This is a genomic window from Streptomyces sp. RKAG290, from assembly GCF_023701695.1.
In the GTDB taxonomy this organism is placed as follows: Bacteria; Actinomycetota; Actinomycetes; order Streptomycetales; family Streptomycetaceae; genus Streptomyces.
The window spans coordinates 5,276,928-5,294,364 of record NZ_JAJOZC010000001.1 but is presented as its reverse complement, the minus strand read 5'-3'; the positions used below and the strand labels follow the sequence as shown (position 1 = coordinate 5,294,364).

General features: G+C 68.9%; 15 protein-coding genes, 1 tRNA gene and 3 pseudogenes. 11 read left to right on the top strand and 8 right to left on the bottom strand.

The genetic code is table 11. The features are described 5' to 3' along the window. Positions 1–60 precede the first annotated feature (60 nt). Positions 61–762: an SGNH/GDSL hydrolase family protein gene (locus tag LNW71_RS23320; protein WP_250970008.1), complete on the bottom strand. Its 702-nt coding sequence runs from the start codon at positions 760–762 to the stop codon at positions 61–63. 56 nt (positions 763–818) lie between these two features. On the opposite strand from LNW71_RS23320, the gene LNW71_RS23315 reads away from it, so the two are divergent. Next, positions 819–1,571 (top strand): TetR family transcriptional regulator C-terminal domain-containing protein, encoded by a 753-nt coding sequence (locus LNW71_RS23315; protein ID WP_250970007.1) that lies wholly within the window; start codon positions 819–821, stop codon positions 1,569–1,571. A gap of 213 nt (positions 1,572–1,784) precedes the next feature. Here LNW71_RS23315 and LNW71_RS23310 read toward each other — a convergent pair. Continuing rightward, positions 1,785–2,920, bottom strand: a pseudogene (locus tag LNW71_RS23310) (CU044_5270 family protein). Further along, positions 2,917–3,674 (bottom strand): annotated as a pseudogene (locus LNW71_RS23305) (sigma-70 family RNA polymerase sigma factor). The pseudogenes LNW71_RS23310 and LNW71_RS23305 overlap by 4 nt, the downstream one beginning before the upstream one ends. Positions 3,675–4,026: 352 nt before the next feature. Here LNW71_RS23305 and LNW71_RS23300 point away from each other — a divergent pair. Beyond that, entirely contained in the window at positions 4,027–4,644 is a 618-nt protein-coding gene (locus tag LNW71_RS23300; RefSeq protein WP_250970006.1) for a hypothetical protein, read from the top strand. Positions 4,645–4,948: 304 nt separating this feature from the next. Here LNW71_RS23300 and LNW71_RS23295 read toward each other — a convergent pair whose 3' ends face one another. Further along, the gene (locus LNW71_RS23295; protein ID WP_250970005.1) at positions 4,949–5,095 is read right to left on the bottom strand and encodes a hypothetical protein; all 147 of its coding nucleotides are present in this window, start codon (positions 5,093–5,095) and stop codon (positions 4,949–4,951) included. 517 nt (positions 5,096–5,612) lie between these two features. Between LNW71_RS23295 and LNW71_RS23290 the strand changes: the two genes are divergently transcribed. The 5 genes from LNW71_RS23290 (at position 5,613) to LNW71_RS23265 (ending at position 10,368) form a co-directional block, all read left to right on the top strand. Continuing rightward, on the top strand, positions 5,613–6,437 hold the full coding sequence (locus tag LNW71_RS23290; protein ID WP_250970004.1) for a GPP34 family phosphoprotein: 825 nt from the start codon (positions 5,613–5,615) through the stop codon (positions 6,435–6,437). A 170-nt stretch (positions 6,438–6,607) separates the two neighbouring features. Beyond that, positions 6,608–6,877, top strand: a complete 270-nt coding sequence (locus tag LNW71_RS23285) for a barstar family protein (protein ID WP_250970003.1) — start codon at positions 6,608–6,610, stop codon at positions 6,875–6,877. An 856-nt stretch (positions 6,878–7,733) separates the two neighbouring features. After that, on the top strand, positions 7,734–8,300 hold the full coding sequence (locus tag LNW71_RS23280) for a SigE family RNA polymerase sigma factor (RefSeq protein ID WP_250972115.1): 567 nt from the start codon (positions 7,734–7,736) through the stop codon (positions 8,298–8,300). Further along, positions 8,297–9,514, top strand: a complete 1,218-nt coding sequence (locus LNW71_RS23275; RefSeq protein ID WP_250970002.1) for a WD40 repeat domain-containing protein — start codon at positions 8,297–8,299, stop codon at positions 9,512–9,514. Before LNW71_RS23280 ends, LNW71_RS23275 begins: the two co-directional genes overlap by 4 nt. A 557-nt stretch (positions 9,515–10,071) precedes the next feature. Continuing rightward, on the top strand, positions 10,072–10,368 hold the full coding sequence (locus LNW71_RS23265) for a GYD domain-containing protein (RefSeq protein WP_250970001.1): 297 nt from the start codon (positions 10,072–10,074) through the stop codon (positions 10,366–10,368). Positions 10,369–10,752: 384 nt separating this feature from the next. Here LNW71_RS23265 and LNW71_RS23260 read toward each other — a convergent pair whose 3' ends face one another. From LNW71_RS23260 to LNW71_RS23250, 3 genes are all read right to left on the bottom strand, one after another. Beyond that, positions 10,753–11,043, bottom strand: coding sequence for a CPCC family cysteine-rich protein (locus LNW71_RS23260; RefSeq protein ID WP_250970000.1), 291 nt, complete (start codon positions 11,041–11,043; stop codon positions 10,753–10,755). A 481-nt stretch (positions 11,044–11,524) separates the two neighbouring features. Further along, the gene (locus tag LNW71_RS23255) at positions 11,525–11,902 is read right to left on the bottom strand and encodes a hypothetical protein (protein WP_250969999.1); all 378 of its coding nucleotides are present in this window, start codon (positions 11,900–11,902) and stop codon (positions 11,525–11,527) included. A gap of 856 nt (positions 11,903–12,758) precedes the next feature. After that, positions 12,759–12,833, bottom strand: a tRNA-Val gene (locus LNW71_RS23250). Between the two features lie 383 nt (positions 12,834–13,216). Between LNW71_RS23250 and LNW71_RS23245 the strand changes: the two genes are divergently transcribed. From LNW71_RS23245 to LNW71_RS23230, 4 genes and pseudogenes are all read left to right on the top strand, one after another. Next, a complete protein-coding gene (locus tag LNW71_RS23245) occupies positions 13,217–13,981 on the top strand; it encodes a DUF4097 family beta strand repeat-containing protein (protein ID WP_374119442.1) in 765 nt (254 codons plus the stop codon). A gap of 71 nt (positions 13,982–14,052) precedes the next feature. Continuing rightward, complete coding sequence (locus LNW71_RS23240; protein WP_250969998.1) at positions 14,053–15,435, top strand: hypothetical protein; 1,383 nt, start codon at positions 14,053–14,055, stop codon at positions 15,433–15,435. A 211-nt stretch (positions 15,436–15,646) separates the two neighbouring features. Further along, positions 15,647–16,246: a DUF4383 domain-containing protein gene (locus tag LNW71_RS23235; protein ID WP_250969997.1), complete on the top strand. Its 600-nt coding sequence runs from the start codon at positions 15,647–15,649 to the stop codon at positions 16,244–16,246. 90 nt (positions 16,247–16,336) lie between these two features. Further along, a pseudogene (locus tag LNW71_RS23230) lies at positions 16,337–16,554 on the top strand (zinc ribbon domain-containing protein). Positions 16,555–16,679: 125 nt separating this feature from the next. On the opposite strand, the gene LNW71_RS23225 reads toward LNW71_RS23230, so the two are convergent. Then, positions 16,680–17,339, bottom strand: coding sequence for an O-methyltransferase (locus tag LNW71_RS23225; RefSeq protein ID WP_250969995.1), 660 nt, complete (start codon positions 17,337–17,339; stop codon positions 16,680–16,682). Positions 17,340–17,437 lie beyond the last annotated feature (98 nt).

Here is a 17,437-nt window from a genome sequence, read left to right as displayed (position 1 = left end):
CCGCACGGCCGGAGACACCAACGCCGCGCGTTCACACGGGAGGACGCAGCTCTGCCGGATTCATCTGCTCGTCTCGCTCCGGACGCCTCGGTCGCCGTCGAGAGTGGCTGCGAGCGCCTTGACCATCTCGGTGGCCATGACGGCCTGCCCGGAGGTGGCGAAGTGGATGCGATCGGCGCTCAGCAGGTCCGGCCGGGAATTCACCGGGTGATCCCACATGTCGACGAGCACAGCACCGTGCTCCGCGGCCAGTCGACGCGTGAGGGCATTGAGCCTGAGCACCCGGTCCGTCCAGTCGGCGAACCTCGGCACCACGAAGGCGCTGCCCAGCGTGAAGGACGTCAGCTGAGCGCCGGTGCCCGCAGCAGCTTCGTACAAGCGCCGCAACGCCTGCTCGATCTTCGCGAAGTCGGGCTCCGGTCGGAACAAGTCGTTTGCGCCACAGGGGACATGGAGCAGGTCAGGGCCGTACTCGGTCACCCGCTCCACCTGCGTCGCCAGCGTCCGCGCGGTCGTCGCCCCGACTTCACCGATGTTCAGGTAAGCCAGATCAGGGCGTACGCGGCGAAGGACATCGGCGACGCGATCGGCCCAGCCGAGAGCGGCATACCCCGGTGCCGGATCACCGGTCCCTGCCGAGAGGCTGTCGCCGATCACCGCGAACCGGCGCCAGGGCGCGTCCACGAGGAGCCTCGCGGCACTCACCGGGGAGAGGCAGAAGGGATCGGACTCTTCACTGAAGGAGATCGCCACAGCAGTCATAAACTAAACGTACGACCGGTCGTACGTTGAATGCAAGGGCATGACAGGATGGCCGGGTGAGTGCGCTGGAGGACAACGTGAGCGACCCCATGGCCCGGTCGGGCTCGACCCAGGAGACGACGGTCCACGCGGGGTCGGGAGCAGGAGCAGGCCCGGACCCGGAGACGGTGGCCGACGCGGCCGAGGGTTCGGGTTCAGGTCTGGGCCCGGAGACATCCGACCGGCGCCTCATCCGTGGCGCACGGGCCAGGCAGACCATCGCCCGCCACGCTGCAGACGTGGCCTCGTCGGAAGGGCTCAACGGACTCAGCATCGGCCGCCTCGCAACCGACCTCGGACTCAGCAAGAGTGGGGTACAGACCTTGTTCGGGACGAAGGAAGCCCTCCAGGTCGCCGCCGCCGAGTCTGCGCGCGAGGCCTTTCTCGACGCGGTCGTCCGCCCCACGCTGCAGACTTCCCGGGGGGCCGCGCGGCTGCGCGCACTGACCGAGCAGTGGATCACCTACGCCGAAACGCCGCTGTTCCCGGGCGGCTGTTTCTGGGTGGCGAACCTCGCCGACTTCGACAGCCGGCCCGGCAAGGTCCGTGACGTGCTGTTCGGCCACCACCGGGACTGGCTCGACACCCTCACCGGCGAGCTGCGGGAGGCCGTCGGCGCCGGGGAGGCTCCCCGGCTGGATGCCGAGCTCGCGTCCTTCCAGATCGACGCGGTGCTCAGCGCCGCGAACATCGCCCTGCGCCTCGGCGACAACGACGCCACGGGCAAGGCCCGGCGCGTGATCGACGGCTTCCTCACGCCTCCCCGCTGACCCGAGCCCAGCCCGGCCGGCCGGCCCCACACACTCCTCCCGTTCCGCCCGTCCTCCCGTCTCCCGTTCCGCCCGTCCTCCCGCGCGATCCGAGAGCAGCTGCGCAAGCGTGGCGTCCGGGCGGTCGTCCCGGTCCCGGCGGACCAGGCGGACGCAGACCGCGATGCGACGGACCGGGGCGCGCAGCCACGCCCCGGGAGCGCCCGGCCGGAATCAGGTCGTCGTCGACGGCTTTTCGGTCGAAGGCTTTTCGCTCGACGACTTCGCGGTCGAAAGCTGTTCAGGCGACGGCTTCTCGCGGAGGGCGTCGACGACCCCGCGCTCCAGGACCGCCGACTTGTTGATCAGGGTGCCCTTCTTGCCCATGGAGGTGTCCCTGATGAGGTAGCTCCGTTCGCCCAGGTACTCCAGGGTGGTCGAGTCGAAGATCCAGGCGGTGCGCCAACCGGCCCGAGTGTTGTCGCGGGCCACGCCGATGCCGTGCCGACCGGCCGCGTCCACCGCGTCGGAGTCCACGGTCACGCCGGGGATCTTCGCCGCGACCTTGTAGAGGGCGGCCGCGGTCTTCGGTGGCATGACCGTCTCCCGCAGCAGCTCACCGATGGCGTCGAAGGTGTCCTGGGCCTGGTCCCGCTCCTTGGCCGGGGTGTCGCGCGAGTCCTGGTCCCGGGTGATCTCGGCGGTGAGCCGCCGACGCAGGGCGTCCGGGTCGGTGGGCAGCGAGGCCAGCCACGTGTACGTCGGCCGGTTGAGGCCCGCCGGGTAGCCGACGGCGGGCTCGCCGTCCGGGACCCCGACCGTGATCGGGAAGTACGAGCCGTCCTCGTGGATCAGGCCGACATCGGTCACCGGCCCCGCCTTCTGTGCCATCCAGACCTCACGCTCGCGAGGCTTGGTCAGCTTCACCGGGCCGCCGAATTCGCCCTCGTTCCCGGCCTGCAGCGTCCTGACGTACACGAACTGGCCGTCGGTGACCTTCTGTTCGCCCTTGCTCGCGGCAACCGAGGCGACCCGTTCGAGCAGCACGGCCGCACCATGCGGGGCCGTGGCCTGGGAACCCGTGCCCGCGGCGGACGGCGCCGGAGGACGGTCCTGGCCGGTCACGGCGAGCGTGGTCAGCAGCACCCCGCCCAGGGCCAGTCCGGCGGCGGGCAGCAGGACGGCGGGGCGCAGGAGGCGGGGTCGGGGGCGTGCGGTGGCGCGGTCGCCGTCCTGGTCGATCAGACGCATCAGAGTGTCCTTGTGGTGAAGATGACGGCCCGGGGGCAGGTCCCGTTCGGCCGGGACCGGCAGCAGCCGGGCCAGTTCCTCGTGTTCGGCCCGCTCGGGCCGGAGGTGCGGTCGTTCATCGGGCTTCCTCCTGGATGGGCAGGGCCACGAACGCGACCCTGCTCTCTACCTCTCCGCGGCGGGCGCGGGGTTCCCTTCCGGGTCGGACCGCTTCTCCGGATCGGGCCGCTTCTGCGGATCGTTCCGCTTCTCCGGGCCGTGCCGGTTCTCCGGGCCGTGCCGCTCCTCCTGATCGGAACGCTTCTCCTGATCGCGCTTCCCGCGCGGACCCGTCGCCTGTCCGTCGGAGCTGCTCGTCGGTGAGCCGTCGCAGCCGGTTACGGGCGCGGGACAGCCGCGACCTCACGGTGCCCACCGGGATGCCCAGGGCCTCGGCTGCCTCGGCATAGTCCAGCCCGGACCAGACGCAGAGGGCCAGCACCTCGCGTTCCTGGCGGCGGAGTCCGCCCAGCGCCTGCCGGACCGCGGCGAGCCGTCGTGTGTCGTCGACGCGTCCGACGGTGGCATCCGCGATGTCCGCGACCGGTTCCGGGGCGGGGCGGCGGGCCAGGAAGGCGAGGCGCCGCCCGATGCCACGGTTGGCGTTGCGCGCCTTGTTCGTGGCGATCCCGAGCAGCCACGGCCGCAGCGAGTCGCCCTCCGGCTCGACGGCGTGACGGGTACGCCAGGCGGCCAGGAAGGTCTCGGACAGCACCTCCTCGGCCGTCGACCAATCGCCCGTAAGCCGGTAGGCGTGGTTGTAGACCGCCGCGCGTACTCCTCGTAGAGCACGGCGAACGCCTCGCGGTCGCCCGCCCTGATTCGTGCGCGCATGCGCTCCCGATCTTCCTGTTCATCACATCTCACACCACCTACCTCTCCGGCCGGGGTGACGAGTTCCAGTGACCCGTGCCACAGCAGGCCGGCTGACCCCTGCCCCGGGGCCACAGGCCACCGCACCGGTGAGACGCGCCCGTCCCGCTGCAGCCGCACGGCTGGGGACCGGCCGGAACCGACTCCGACGACAACAGCCGGCTCAATCCGCGCCCCCTATGCGCGTCCGTCCACGGCACGACCAGACCGACGGCCCAATGATCTGAACGAAACAGCCCAGGCCGACGGAACCGGGTCAGCCGCGCCCGCCTACCCTTCGGGTGGCCAATTGAGCTATTCCGAGGGGGCGTTCATGCACGAAACAGGAGCTGCTGGCGGCAGTCCCGTACCGGAGGGGGTGTACGAGCCGGCCGAGACGGCGCGGTATCCGGAGAGTGTGGGCGACGCGGATCACAGCGGCTCCGGAGTCCGGCGACGGCTGTCATGTCTGGCCGTGGTGACTGCCCTCCTCGTCCTGGTGGCAGGCGGGTTCGTCTGGCTGTTTCAGGACGCGTTGTTCCATCCGTTCGGGGACTCCCGGGCATGCGAGGGCAGCGACACCGAGCTGCCAGGGACGATCTCGGTCGCAGGCGTGTCGATTCCGGCCGACGCCTCCGACATCCACTACTTCACCAGAAGTGGCAGGGCGCAGGTCTCCTTCCTGAGCGACGAGATGCCGGACTACCTGTACCGCGTGGGGCTGGTCCCGAAGGGGGAGCCCGTCATCGACGAGAACCACGGCGGCAAATACGCGCTCGGTGACCAGGAGAGTGAGCTTCCCGAGGGGTTGTGCGGCCCGGCTCTGAAGGGGCCGGCCGTGATGTACCAGACGTCGGAGCCGAGCGCCGGCATTCTGATCGAGCGCTCCGCCTTCGACCCCGAGGGATTCCGATCTCCGGCCCGCGTCATCGCATCGTTCACGACCAGCTGAGTACCGGCGGCGGAGGTGAGCCGGGCACCGCGCCGGACTGCCTGCGCCTCGCCTCGCCTCGATCCCCGGTACCACGCAAAAGACCCAGGCTCCGGCTGACCGCCGACAACCTGGGTCTCCGTCGCACTTCGCGCTGATGGGCCAGGTGGCTTCGAACCACCGGTATCTGCCTCGCGAGTCAGCAGTACATGTCAGTCATTCGGCCGCGTGGCGCCACACCCGCACTGGGTTGGCGCGAAGCGACTTCGCCGCCCTGGAGTCCTCCTCCGGGGCGGTTCGCCCGACCTGCCCGGCCGTCGAGGTGTCACGGACTTTCGATGAAGCGGACGGACCAGGCGTAGCCGCTCAGACTGTCGTGCGGGACCCGCCGGACTTCTCTGACCTGGCATCCGTCGTGCGCGTACTTGTGGGCGAACCGGTCGAGGCGCTGCGCGTCGGTGAGATCTTCCATGGATAGCGGTGCTCCGACGACGAGGTCTTCGTGGAGGACTGAGTCCGGCGCGGCACCGTCCGCGCAGGTCGAGCAATTGTGCGTTTTGGGTAGGGCCATACCCCCAGTGTGCTCCTCATTGGCTGCCCCGACGCTCCCAGCGCGCATGACGCCACTGCGGAACGTCCGCACCCAAGCGTCGGGCATCCGCCCCGGCGGGGGCCCAAGGCCGTTCGGAGTCCCGTGACCGGCCTCGAATTAACGCCGACACAGCCTGCGCGACGGACGTGACCTGCCACGTCCCGCTTCTCAGACGATTCTGCGAGCCTTGCCCGTCAGCGGCCGGTCAGGATCGCGCACGATCTTCGAGGCGTAGGCGGCCGTATGCCGGGCGGTAACGCCGGACAAGCTGACGAGGAAGGTCCACGAACGAACTGTGGACGGTCTCCCACGGACGGTCTTGGGCGAACGGGATTCTGCGAACGGGATTCTGCGGACGGACTGCCCTGCGCAAGGTCCCGCGCGTACTCTGCCGCGCATGACCACGGGGGAAGACCTACTCCTGCTCGCGATAGTTCCGGGCAGGCGAACGATACGGATAAAGAAGCAGGTCGAGGCACGACTCCGATTCGCCCTGCGAGCATCGGAGCTGGCAGATCTGGCCATGGCGGGACGCATCGTCTTCGGCACCCGGCGGATCGAGGTGACGGACTCCCGCCGGGTGGAGAACCGCCACCTGAGCAACGTCCTGCACCGCCTCGGCACTACCGCGCCCCCACCCGGCCTCAACGACTGGCTGCGTCGTACACCGCGCTCCCTGACCATCGAGTACCTCTCCCGGCTTGAGGACCAGAAGGCCGTCCGGGTCCGCCGGTGGCGCGACGCCGGCGGCCGTACCCGCCACGACATCCTCTCCGTCGATCTACCCCGCCGCCGGGCAGTGCTGGCCCGCCTCGACCGCGTGGTCCGTGCCGGCTCAGCAACATCCTCCGCTGCCGACCGGGACATGACCCTCGCCGTTCTCGCCCGTGCTGCGGGCCTCGCCCCTGCCGCCTACCCGGGCCTGCGGGGCACCCTCGACCGCCGCCGCATGGCCGCCTTCGCCGCGGCCGACCGCCTCGCCCCCGCAACCGCCGGAGCGGCCCCGGTCAGCGACGAGGAACTGGCTGCGGCACTGACGGCCGGTGCGGACGCTCTCACCGGCAGGCTCGTCTCCGAACTGAGCGACCTCTACGCCGACTTCACCACGGGTGGCCACGGCCTCAGCCACAACCTGGACGCGGGAAGTTGGTCCGAGGGAGGCACAGGCAGCACCGGCCACCACGGCAGCGGCCACGGGGACGGCGGCCACGGCGGTTGGTGACATCAACAGCCGGATCCCGCACAAGTCCAGGCTGCGCTCCGAAGGCTCAGCCGGTCGACGCATGCCGGAGTCGAGCCCTTGCCCACCCTCGTTCGACCGGCTCAGACAGCTCTCGCACCCGCACTGATCCGGCACGCCCGTATTCACTGAGACCTGGAAGGATCGCAAGCATGCTCACCATTGACGTCAGCGCCGTGACCGACGAACGAGGCCTGCATGCGGTACTTGGGCAAGCACTGCACTTCCCTGACTTCTACGGGATGAACTGGGACGCCTTCTGGGATGCGATCACCGGCCTGGTCCGGATCCCCGACCATCTACGCTTCGTAGGCTGGGACCACCTCAGCGACCGTGTGCCGCGCGGGGCCACCATGCTCCGAGAGACGCTGGACCAGTATCAGCAGCAGTACAGGCCCCAGTTCCTCGCCGAGTACGCGTAGAACGGCGCTCGCCGCGCGTGAACTGGCGGCCCTTCTAGGTGGCCCCGTCCAGGTGGTCCGCTTCTGAAAGATCGGACTGATTGCCGTTCTCCGAGCAGGCTTCCCAAGCGGCAATGGCGCTGGCGATCATGGCTTCAGGGCCGAACAGAGCACTACCGCACTACCGTAAGCGCCCCTGCCGCGCCGGGCGTGGATCGCGGGAGGCCGGGCAAGACCTCTGCTTCTCGTCAGCAGATGCGCTGCCGCAACGCACCAGTGCGACCCCATTGGCGACCTTTTTGAATATTTGACCGCAGGTCGACAGTCGAGCACATGACGTCACCTCTGGAACGCTTATGCGCAGAGTGCGAACGTTGGTATCCGAGCGAGGACGTATCCGGCTTGGACGACGGTACCTACCGGTGCGACGAGTGCTACGAACGACTGGAGCTCGATCACCTCATCTGCGAGCGGCAACCACGGAGCGACGGCGAGCTGACTCGCCCGCTCGGCGATCCTCGCGAAGCCGGCCGCAGCGGCAGCACGGACGCATGAGGCCACGTGCCAGGACCGACAACTTCAACTCACCACTCACCCCAGTTCCCACCCCGGCCTCCTGCGACTCACACACCGGTCGGCGCGCACGGCGCCCCCACCCAGGAACGCACACGACGGCCGACCGCCACCGGACTGCCCATCGATGCGATTCACGGTCGGGAAGGAACGCTGACGCCTGCTGCCCGGTCGAGAGCTCCGGCCTTGCCCACCGCCCATTTTTCGCTGCGTGCACGCAGGCATAGTGAGGGACCGCCGCAGACGTCATCAAGGGCAGCAAGCCCGCCTAGGGAAATCCCGGAACAAGCAAGAGAAGGTGGCGATGGATGCCGAGGGCCATGAAAACTTCAGGGAGTTCGTGGAGAACAGGTCGACGGCGCTGCTGAGGACCGCCGTCCTGCTCAACGGCGGCGACCGGCACGCGGCCGAGGACCTGCTGCAGAACGCACTGATCAAGGCCGCAGGACGCTGGCACCGCATCGACGAACCCGAGGCGTACGTACGGCAGATCCTCTACCGGCAGCAGGTGAACCGCTGGCGGCTGAAGTGGCCGCGCCGCGAACTGAGCGTCCCCGAGACACCGGAGAGCCCCGCACACCACAGCGCCGACGACGGGCCTGGTGCGGCCGACCTGCGCATCGTCATGCGGGCCGCACTGGCCCGGCTCACCGCCCGTCAGCGCAGCGTCCTCGTCCTGCGCTACTTCGAGGACCTGCCCGAGGCCGACGTCGCCCGTCTCCTCGGCTGTTCAGTCGGCACGGTGCGGTCCACCACGCACCGCTCCCTCGCCCGGCTGCGGAGCCTCGCCCCCGAACTGGCCGCACTCGGCCCCGCGGACGCCGAGCAGCAGCCGTCCCGTGACTTCTCGCCCGTGGAGGTGCGTCCGTGAACGCCGACGAGCTGGTGCGCGACTCCCTGCGCGAACAGGCCGCCGCTCAACCGGCATTGGGGCCGGGCTTCGCCGAGCGGGTGCTGACGGTCCGCCGGCGCCGTCGGACCCGTGCGCTCGCGTCCGCCGCCGCGGCAACCGTCGCCGTGGTCGCCGTCGCGGTGGCGGTCCCGCTCCTGGACTCCGGCAAGCACGACGTGCGCCTCGCGAGCGAGCTGAACCCGAGCGGCATCATCGCCCACCCCGGCCAGACACCGCCGCGCGACCTGATCGCGGCGGGGGACGTCGCGCTGGCCGCGTACTACACCTCGAGCAACGTCAAGCAGACGGACGACCGTGCTGTCGGCGACCGCACGTACCGGCTCCTCGACCAGAAGACCGGCACGTACGTGAAGACGACTCGGTGGTCCTTCATCGACATCGCTCCCGGCATGCGGACCGCCGCCGTCCTGGAAAAGAACCTGCCCGCCAAGCGAATCGGCCTGCTCGACCTCCTCACCGGCGAGGTCGAACGCTGGATCCCGGTTTCCCACGGCGTCGGGGGCGTCGAGTTCTCGCCCGACGGCAGCAAGCTGGTCGCGACGACGTACAGCAAGAACCCCGACCTGCGGTACCGAGCGGACTACGACAGCGACGGCGACGGAAAGAACAACGACTGGATGCCGCAGTTCGGTCAGTCGAACCGGACCGGCTTCTACGTCGTCGACGTGACCTCCGGCAAGGGCTCCTGGAACGAGGTCACGAAACCCAGCGACGCGCTCAACCCCCGCGAGGACTTCGCGTTCAGCCACGACAGCAAGCTGATCTGCTCCGGAATCACGACGGAATCCCACATGCAGTACTACGACTTCGCGGGCAACGAGGTCGCCCAACCCGCGAACGAGAAGTACGTGCACCGGTTCGACGGCGCGGGGCTGTCCCCGGACGGCAAGCTCGTCGCGGGCGGCTACGCAGGCACCGACAAGAAGTCCGCATCCGAGCTCCTCGACCCCTACACCGGCAAGCGGGTCACCAAGGTGAATGGGCAGCAACTGCTCTCCTGGGTCGACGACAAGCGGCTCATCGCCTGGGACATCACGCCGGGCTCGAACGAGTTCCACAACCGCCTCGTGCTCGTCACGATCGGCAGCGACAAGGTCGTACCGCTGAGCGGTTTCCGCAAGGGAAACGACGGCGCGGCCGGTCGCTGGACACCGCTCTTCGCCGAACGCTGACCAGACGGCCACCACCCGCTCGTAGGCCACCAGCGACCCGCCGGCCACCTCCCGGACGGCGGGTCGCACAGATGCCCGGACGGGGCCCACGGGCAACCCGAGCGACGCGAGCAGCGCCCTCTCACGGTCGATTGCTGGGCAACGACTGCCTCGCCGACATCGGGTGGTTGCGGGCCGAGCCGGCCGTGCTCGCTGCCATCCCGCCCGCCATCGACCCACACACGGTGGATACGGGATGCGCCTCAGCGGCTGCCGTCACCTACTACCGTCAATGCCCCCTCCGCAGCAGCGCGCTACGGGGGGCGTTCTGACTGGCGGGCTCAGACGTCTTGAGTCCGCTCCGCGATAGCAGCGTCCCTGGCTGCTACGGCTGTATGGCCGCATCGACTCCGCGAGGAACCACGGCGGCCGTCAGCGTCCGCTGTCGTTCCTGTCAGCCTGCCCCGCGATGCCTGTGGTCGCGCGTATTGCTCGTTCGGGTGCGCATCTCGTGCAGGTTCTATCCCCGATGCCCAGGCTTGGCCTCACGATGTGTCTCCTCGTGAGGGTGAAAGAACATGCCGACGTACGTCACCTTGCTGAACTGGACCGATCAAGGGGTCCGAAACTACAAGGACACCGCAAGGCGCTCCGAGGCTTTCGGATCAGCGCTACAGAAGCTCGGGGCGAAGCTGCTGAGCATCTACTGGACCGTCGGCCCGTACGACCTCGTGGCCATCATCGAGGCACCCGACGACGAAACTGCCACGGCAGCCCTCCTGCAACTCGGCGAGGTGGGCAACGTCCGTTCCACGACCCTGCGGGCCTTCGACCCAGAGGGGATGGAGCGCATCATCACCAAGGCATCTGGCTGACAACCCACGTCATCGAAGTCACCCAACGCGAGCCCGTGATTCACCTGGACCGCAGGTTGAAGCGGCAGCGGCCGGCCCGTGGATGACCACACCCGCTGATGCCAGACGTAGACGCCGAAGGTCCCCAACCATGATCGATTGGGGACCTTTGCACTGGTGGGCGCGGGCGGGGGCCCAGGCACCCGGTTCAGTACCGGTGACCTGGGCCTTTGTTGTGCTTCCTACTGGTGGGCGCCGACGGTTTCGAACCACCGACATCTGCTTTGTAAGTCCGATCCCTCATCCGGGCGGCTGGCTTGAACTCGTATCGCTGGGCGGTCCGCGGTCCAGCTCCAGTCGCTGTGATCCGTTGTCGTCTGGCGACGTTGATGTCAGCTGGTGATGTCAGACCGTGGGCTGTTCAGTCGGCAGTGGGGCGCGTACGAACTGGGTACATCTCTCGTCGCAAGCACCCATCGCGTGGAAGTTCTCCCGCGCTTCCGTGAGGCTCAACCGGCCGTTGGGGCCGCCTCGAACCCGGTCCGTATCGTGGTCGTCCTGCCCGTCGTCCTCCCAGAAGCACACCGGACAGATCTCGAAGTTGCTGCGCTCGCCGAGCGTCAGGGAGCCACAGCAGGGACAAGGGTGCGGGCCGTCCTCGGCCTTCCCTTGGATGTTGAGGAACGGAGTGTTCATCACGGCATCCTGCCTGGCAGCGCCGTCGATCGCGAGCGGATAGACACGAGCTGCCAGCCATCGGAGCCGTGAGCTTGGGAATCACGGGTTAAGCACCGTGGAACATGCCCTTTGAGCTGCGAATATGCGCTATCTGGCGTCACCTTCGAGTTGGCTGTTGACCTCCCCTTTCCCGTGGTTCCCCGTCGTGTCGGGCATGCAACGGCACGAGCGTGAGGGATGAGGTAGGCGACCCATTCCGCACCCCGGGTCGCGCCCTTTACCGTGCGGACGACCTCATCACGGAGCAGCCTATCGACGGCTGTAGGCTGTGGCCTCATCCTTATCAGGTCGGTCACGACGGGCAGTCGACGTCGGCCAACCAGCTCTGCGCCTCGGCCAACGGTCCACTGAGGATCGACGTCGATCGCTGCTGTTCGCGTTGGTTGGTGTCAGTCGCTGATGTCAGCCACAACACGCAGGCTTGACTGCGCACGCGGCTCTACTCCTCGGCGCTAAGAACCACGTCGGCAGCTCGCGCGTACCCCTTCGGGCTATCCACCGCGACCCGCACTCGCCAGCGTTGCGGTCCCCCGATGTACTTGACGAACCGGCTCTCTCCCATCACGTCACCGATCACGAAGCGCCTGTCTGCCAAGTAGAGGGACCCATCAAACACTGTGGTGAATGATGGGTCAGCGGCGATGTCCTCACCGTAGTCCTGGAACAATCGCACCTTGATCAGAGCCGTCTGTGGCTGTACGCGGACGATGACGTGAGTGTCGGTGGACGCAGCGGGAGCGCCGCCCAGCTCCAGGTCAGTGCTGATCCAGTCGGGAGACCCCAAGGCCATGACCGGATGATTGACGTACAAGTCCACTCCCGCTATCTGCACGGGTCCCCTCTGTCAGCTTGGCTCTGCTGACATACTCGCGTACCCCCGGCGTCGGACCCACACCCCCACTACCTGCCCCAGCTCCCATCCCGTTCCGCCTCCGACCCACACACCGTGGAGCGGTCGCGGCCCAGGGCGTCAAGGTCGTTCGTACAGTGGCGCGCTCCACCTTGACGCCCTGGGCCGTGACTGCTCGGCTCTGCCTGGGTCGGGGGTGGTCTGGACGGGACCCCACCACACTCACCACGAATCCGCCGGCACCCGCGAACGGCGCCCCCGCCATCCCGGAGTCTTTGCGCCCCCGCCGGAGGCATCGTCTTGAAGCCGCGGGCTTTGGTCTCGACTCATGCCCTCGGGCCTAGCCACTGCGGGCGCGCGTCGGCGGCGGCAGCGACGAGCGGGCCGGAGGCAGGAGCGCGGGAGCGGCCAGATCCGGGAAGCGGGCCCGGCGGAGCGGAGCGCAGCCGGGTGCCTTGATGAGGTAGAGAATCCTGTAACACCTCACCGGCCGCTGGCTATTGGGCACCCTTGTGGGCCGAGGCTGCTCCTGATCCCATGGAGCTGCGGGGGTACAGGATGCGGGGCAGCGTGACCGAGTTACGAGTGTCGACGTGGAAGCGTCACGGACTGGACCGGCTATACGTGAACGCGGCCGATGACACAGCGGTGGCATGGTTCGATCGAAAGTCGGGGCACCTTGAGGTCAAGAGCGACGCGTTACGTCAGCCCATCTTGGACGTCCTGGCTCCGCACATCACCAGACAGGCGACACACCCTATGTCGGTGATGTCAGAGCCTTCACCTCAAAGGCCCCAACCATGATCGGTTGGGGCCTTTGCACTGGTGGGCGCGGACGGTTTCGAACCGCCGACATCTGCTTTGTAAGAGCAGCGCTCTACCCCTGAGCTACGCACCCGTGGATGAGGCAACAGCGTACATGGACTACGCCCCCTGGTCACAAACGGTTGCCGGAGACGGCCAGAGGCAGCAGGAGGCAGCAAGCGGCAGCTGTGAGTGGGGCGGGGCGGGGCTGCGCCGCCTCGGTTGAACGCGGGCCCCCTGCGGGTGTGAGGCGGGGCCCCTGCGGCTATGGGGTGCAGGCCCCTCCGGGTGTGAGGCGGGGCCCCTCCGGGTGTGAGGCGAGGCCCCTGCGGCGGTGAGGCGGGGGATATCCCCACCCCGCATACGGTAGCCGTCCCGATTCCCCGGGAACCGTCGTGCACATAGCGTGAGCCGGAACGTAGGACCGGAACGCGGAGAAGCGGGCCGGCCGGCGCACGACCTGGGGGAACGATCACCGTGGCACTCCGCACCCGCACACTCATCGCGTCCGGCGGGGCTGTACTCGTCGCTCTTGCTCTCACCGGCTGCGGCAGTACCGACACCGACGACGCGCCGGCCGAGCACAAGTCGTTCCCGCTCAGCGGCAAGACGCTGACCATCGACGCCGGCCACACGACGCTGGAGCTCGTGCCCGCCGACGTGAAGGAGGTCGAGGTGACCCGTCGCGTCGACGGGTGGGTGGTGTTCGGGAGCGGGCCCGAGCCGCAGTGGAAGATGCAGGACGGCACCCTGACGCTGAAGGTGGAGTGCGACGCGCTGATCAGTGACTGTGCCTCCGAGCATCAGGTGAAGGTGCCGCGTGGCGTGGCGGTCACCGTGCGGGGGGACAACGGCAAGGTGGTGGCGTCAGGGTTCGATACGGCGCTCTCCCTGCATGCCGGCAACGGCAAGGTGACCGTGCGTGACACCAGTGGGCCGCTGGTGCTGGAGAGCAACAACGGCGGCATCGTCGCCGAAGGGATCTCCGGCTCGTCGGTGAAGGCCGAGTCGAACAACGGCTCGGTACGGCTGCGGTTCGCCGCTGTGCCCGAGCTGGTGGACACCGTCAGTGACAACGGCGCGGTCACCATTGAGCTGCCGGACGGCAGCACCTCGTACGCGGTGAGCACCGAGGCCGACAACGGGAACACCTCCGTGGAGGTGCCGCGGAGCGAGGACAGCGCCCACGTGGTGAAGGCACGGAGCAACAACGGCGAAGTCACGGTGCGAAGCGCGAACTAACCGGCCCGTGTGTTCGTCCTTACCTGGTGGGAGAATGAACCGGGCAGGGCGAATCGGCACGGGAGAGGGATGTGACGGCGACACAGGCGAAGCCGCAGGCGAGAGCGGGTGCGAGTTCCGCCGTCAGAGACGTCCGCGATGTGCTCGTGTTGATGCTGCTGCCGGTGCCCCTGCTTGTCCGCGCGCTGCCGGCCGCTTTCGCCGGTGGCGGTACGAGGCGTTGGTTCGGCGGGCGCGGGGAGGGTCAGCGGGCCGAGGCACAGGCTGCGAGGGACGCTGCCGCCGAGGCGTTCTACGAGCTGGACACGGCCCAGCGCGACCTGAAGATCTCGATCGAGACGATCACGGCCGTGGACAGCTCTCCGGCCGCGCGCAAGGCCGTCGACGACTTCGCCGCACTGGGCCGGCGCATCGACGAGGCCAGCAGCGCCTACATCACGGCCGTCGACGCGCACGACCTCGACCGGGACGATCTTGAGCCGTCGATCGCCGCGCAGGCCAGGACCCAGCTCACGGCCGCCAAGGACGAGCTCGTGCGGGTCAAGGGCGAGCTGGACCGGTTCACGGCCGGGCTCGGGTCGCTGCTCGGCAGCGCCGAGACCCAGCTCGCACGCCTCGCGCCCGCGGTGGAAAGAGCGCGACAAGCGCTCCTGTCCGCGAGCAATGCTCTCGACACGGTGCGGGCGTCCGGACTGCGGGCGGATGATCTCGCCACGCGGCTGGCCGCCCTCGCCCCGGAGCTGACCAAGCTCAACCAGGGCGCCGGCCGGCACGGCGTGGCGGAGACCCTGCAGCGTGCCGATCAGGTGCTGCGCGACGCCGAGGCCGTACGGGCCGAAGCGGCGCAGCTCCCCGAGCGGGCCGCCGAGATCGATCGCCGGCTGGTGACGCTTCGTACGCGTGCGCAGGCGCTGACGACCCGGTCGGCTTCCGTCGAGCCCGTGCTCAGTGAGCTGCGGCGACGGTTCTCGGCCGCCTGCTGGCAAGACCTCCAGCCGGTACCCGAGCAGGCAGCGGTCAATGTGCGCCAGGCCGAGGAGAAGCTGAAGGAGGCCTCGAAGGCCCGCGACGAGCAGCGTTGGGCCGACGCGACCTCCAGGCTGAGTACGGTACGAGCCCTGCTCAACGCCACCGACGAGGCGGTGTCCGCGGCCGGTGACCGGCTGCACCGGCTGGACGACGTGGCCAAGGACCCGCAGCAGGAGATCCAGCGGACCCGGTTCGCGATCCGGGACGCCCAGCGGCTCGCCATGGCCGGGCGCAACACGCCCGAGCCGCGCCACGCCCGCCCGCTGGACGATGCGGTGGCCAGGCTCGACCAGGCCGTCACCGGGCTCGAGGGACGCCATCCCGACTACTGGCACTTCCTGACGGTGACGGAAGGCGTGCGGCAGACCGCCTCGCGGGTCGTCTCCGAGATCCGCGAGGAGCGCGGCGCCGGCGCCGGCGCCTGAGGTTCACGGGCCGGCGCATGAGGAGCACGGGTCCGGCGCCCGAGGAGTGAGCCCCCGCCTGCGGAGCGTGCACCAGCCAGGCTGATCACGGGCGCCAGCCGGAATGACGTGCACCGACCAGGCTGATCACGTGCACCCGCCGGTCTGACGTGCGCTGAAGTGCGCCTCGTCCCCCGCAGGGCGATCCTGGTAGTACGCGAAGGAGACCTCTATGGCCACTCACGTACTGCGTCCCGCACGGCGGTCGGCTGCTCGTCGCACGGCCGCCCGGTTCGACGACCACCTGCCGGTCGACCATCGGCTCAGCCGCGTCTACCAGATCGGCGCCGGGCTGATGGGATTGGTGCTGCTCGCCTTCGGCATTCTCGGGCTGATCGACAAGATCGGCCTGTTCGACACCGGCGGAGACACCGTCGCGGGCCTCAGCACCAACGGCGCGCTCAGCGTGCTGTCCATCTGCGTCGGGCTGCTGCTGTTCATCGGAATGGTGATCGGCGGCAACCTCGCCTCGATGCTCAACATGATTCTGGGTATCGCCTTCATCCTCAGCGGCTTCGTCAATCTCGCGCTGCTGGACACCGGGCTCAACTTCCTCGCCTTCCAGATCCAGAACGTGCTGTTCAGCTTCGTGGTCGGACTGCTGCTGATGATGTTCGGCATGTACGGACGCGTCAGCGGTGGGCTCCCCCACGACAACCCGTACTGGCAGGCACGCCATCCCGAGGAAGCCGCGCATGAGGAACGCCTCGCGCGGCGAAGGCTGATCGACGAGATGCCCGTTGCCCCGCCGCCGTCCGTCGAGCGGAAGTAGAGCCGGCCCCGAGTCGGCCCCGTAAGCCCGAGGACTGCCGTTGCCCGCTGCCTCTGCCTGGTACCCGATCGCGGCGGATAGCCTGGGGGCATGCCTCGTTACGATTATCGCTGCCGCTCCTGCGGAGACACGTTCGAAGTCAGCCGCCCGATGGCCGAGTCCTCGGCCCCCGCCTCCTGCCCCGCCGGGCACGAGGACACCGTCAAGCTGCTCTCCGCCGTCGCCGTGGGTGGCGCCGCAGGTTCCGCGCCCGCGCCGTCCGGTGGTGGCGGCGGTGGCGGTTGCTGCGGTGGGGCTGCTGCGGCTGACCCTGCCGGGGGCCCGGGGCGCGTATCCCGCAGGACGTAGCACCTACGCGCCTCCGCCCACCCGTGCATCCCTTCCCGTATCCGGCACCCCCGCCCGCATACGGGCGGGCCTCCCGCGCCCTCGGCTACCGCTTCCGTGACAGGGTCAGGCCGTCCGACACCGTGAGCAGCACGCTGTCCATCCGCCGGTCGGCGGACACGTGGTCGTTGAACTCCTTGATGGCCGCCGCTCCGCCGGTCGCCCGGGGGTCGGTCACGCCGCCGTGGAAGAGCACGTTGTCCGTGGTGATGACGCCGCCCTGGCGCATCCGCGGCACCAGTTCCTCCCAGTACGGGATGTAGTTGCCCTTGTCCGCGTCGAGGTAGGCGAAGTCGATGTGCGGCTCCGCGGGCATGGCCCGCAGGGTGTCGAGGGCGGGGGCGATCCGCAGGTCGATCTTGTCGGCCACACCTGCTTTCGCCCATGCCTCACGGCCGTAGGCGGTCCACTCCTCCGAGACGTCGCAGGCGATCAGCCGCCCGTCCGCGGGCAGGGCCTGGGCCATGGACAGGGCCGAGAAGCCGGTGAAGGTCCCGACCTCCACGATGTGCCGGGCCCCGGTCAGCCGGACGAGGAAGGCCAGCAACGGTCCCTGTTCCTCGGCCGACTGCATGCCCGCGTGGTCCGGCAGCCGAGCGTATGTGGTCTCCACGAGCTCGCGCTGCACCGCGTCGAGCGGCGGGTTGTGCGCCAGCATGTACGCGTACAGCTCGTCCGTGATCTTGGTTTCGTTTCCCTTGGTCATCGCGCAACTCCCTGATCGGCCGAGCGCTCCCCCGGCGGGCGGGAACCTGGTGACTGTAGTCGCCGGACGCCGCCGGTTCGAGTGAATTCGGCGGCGCG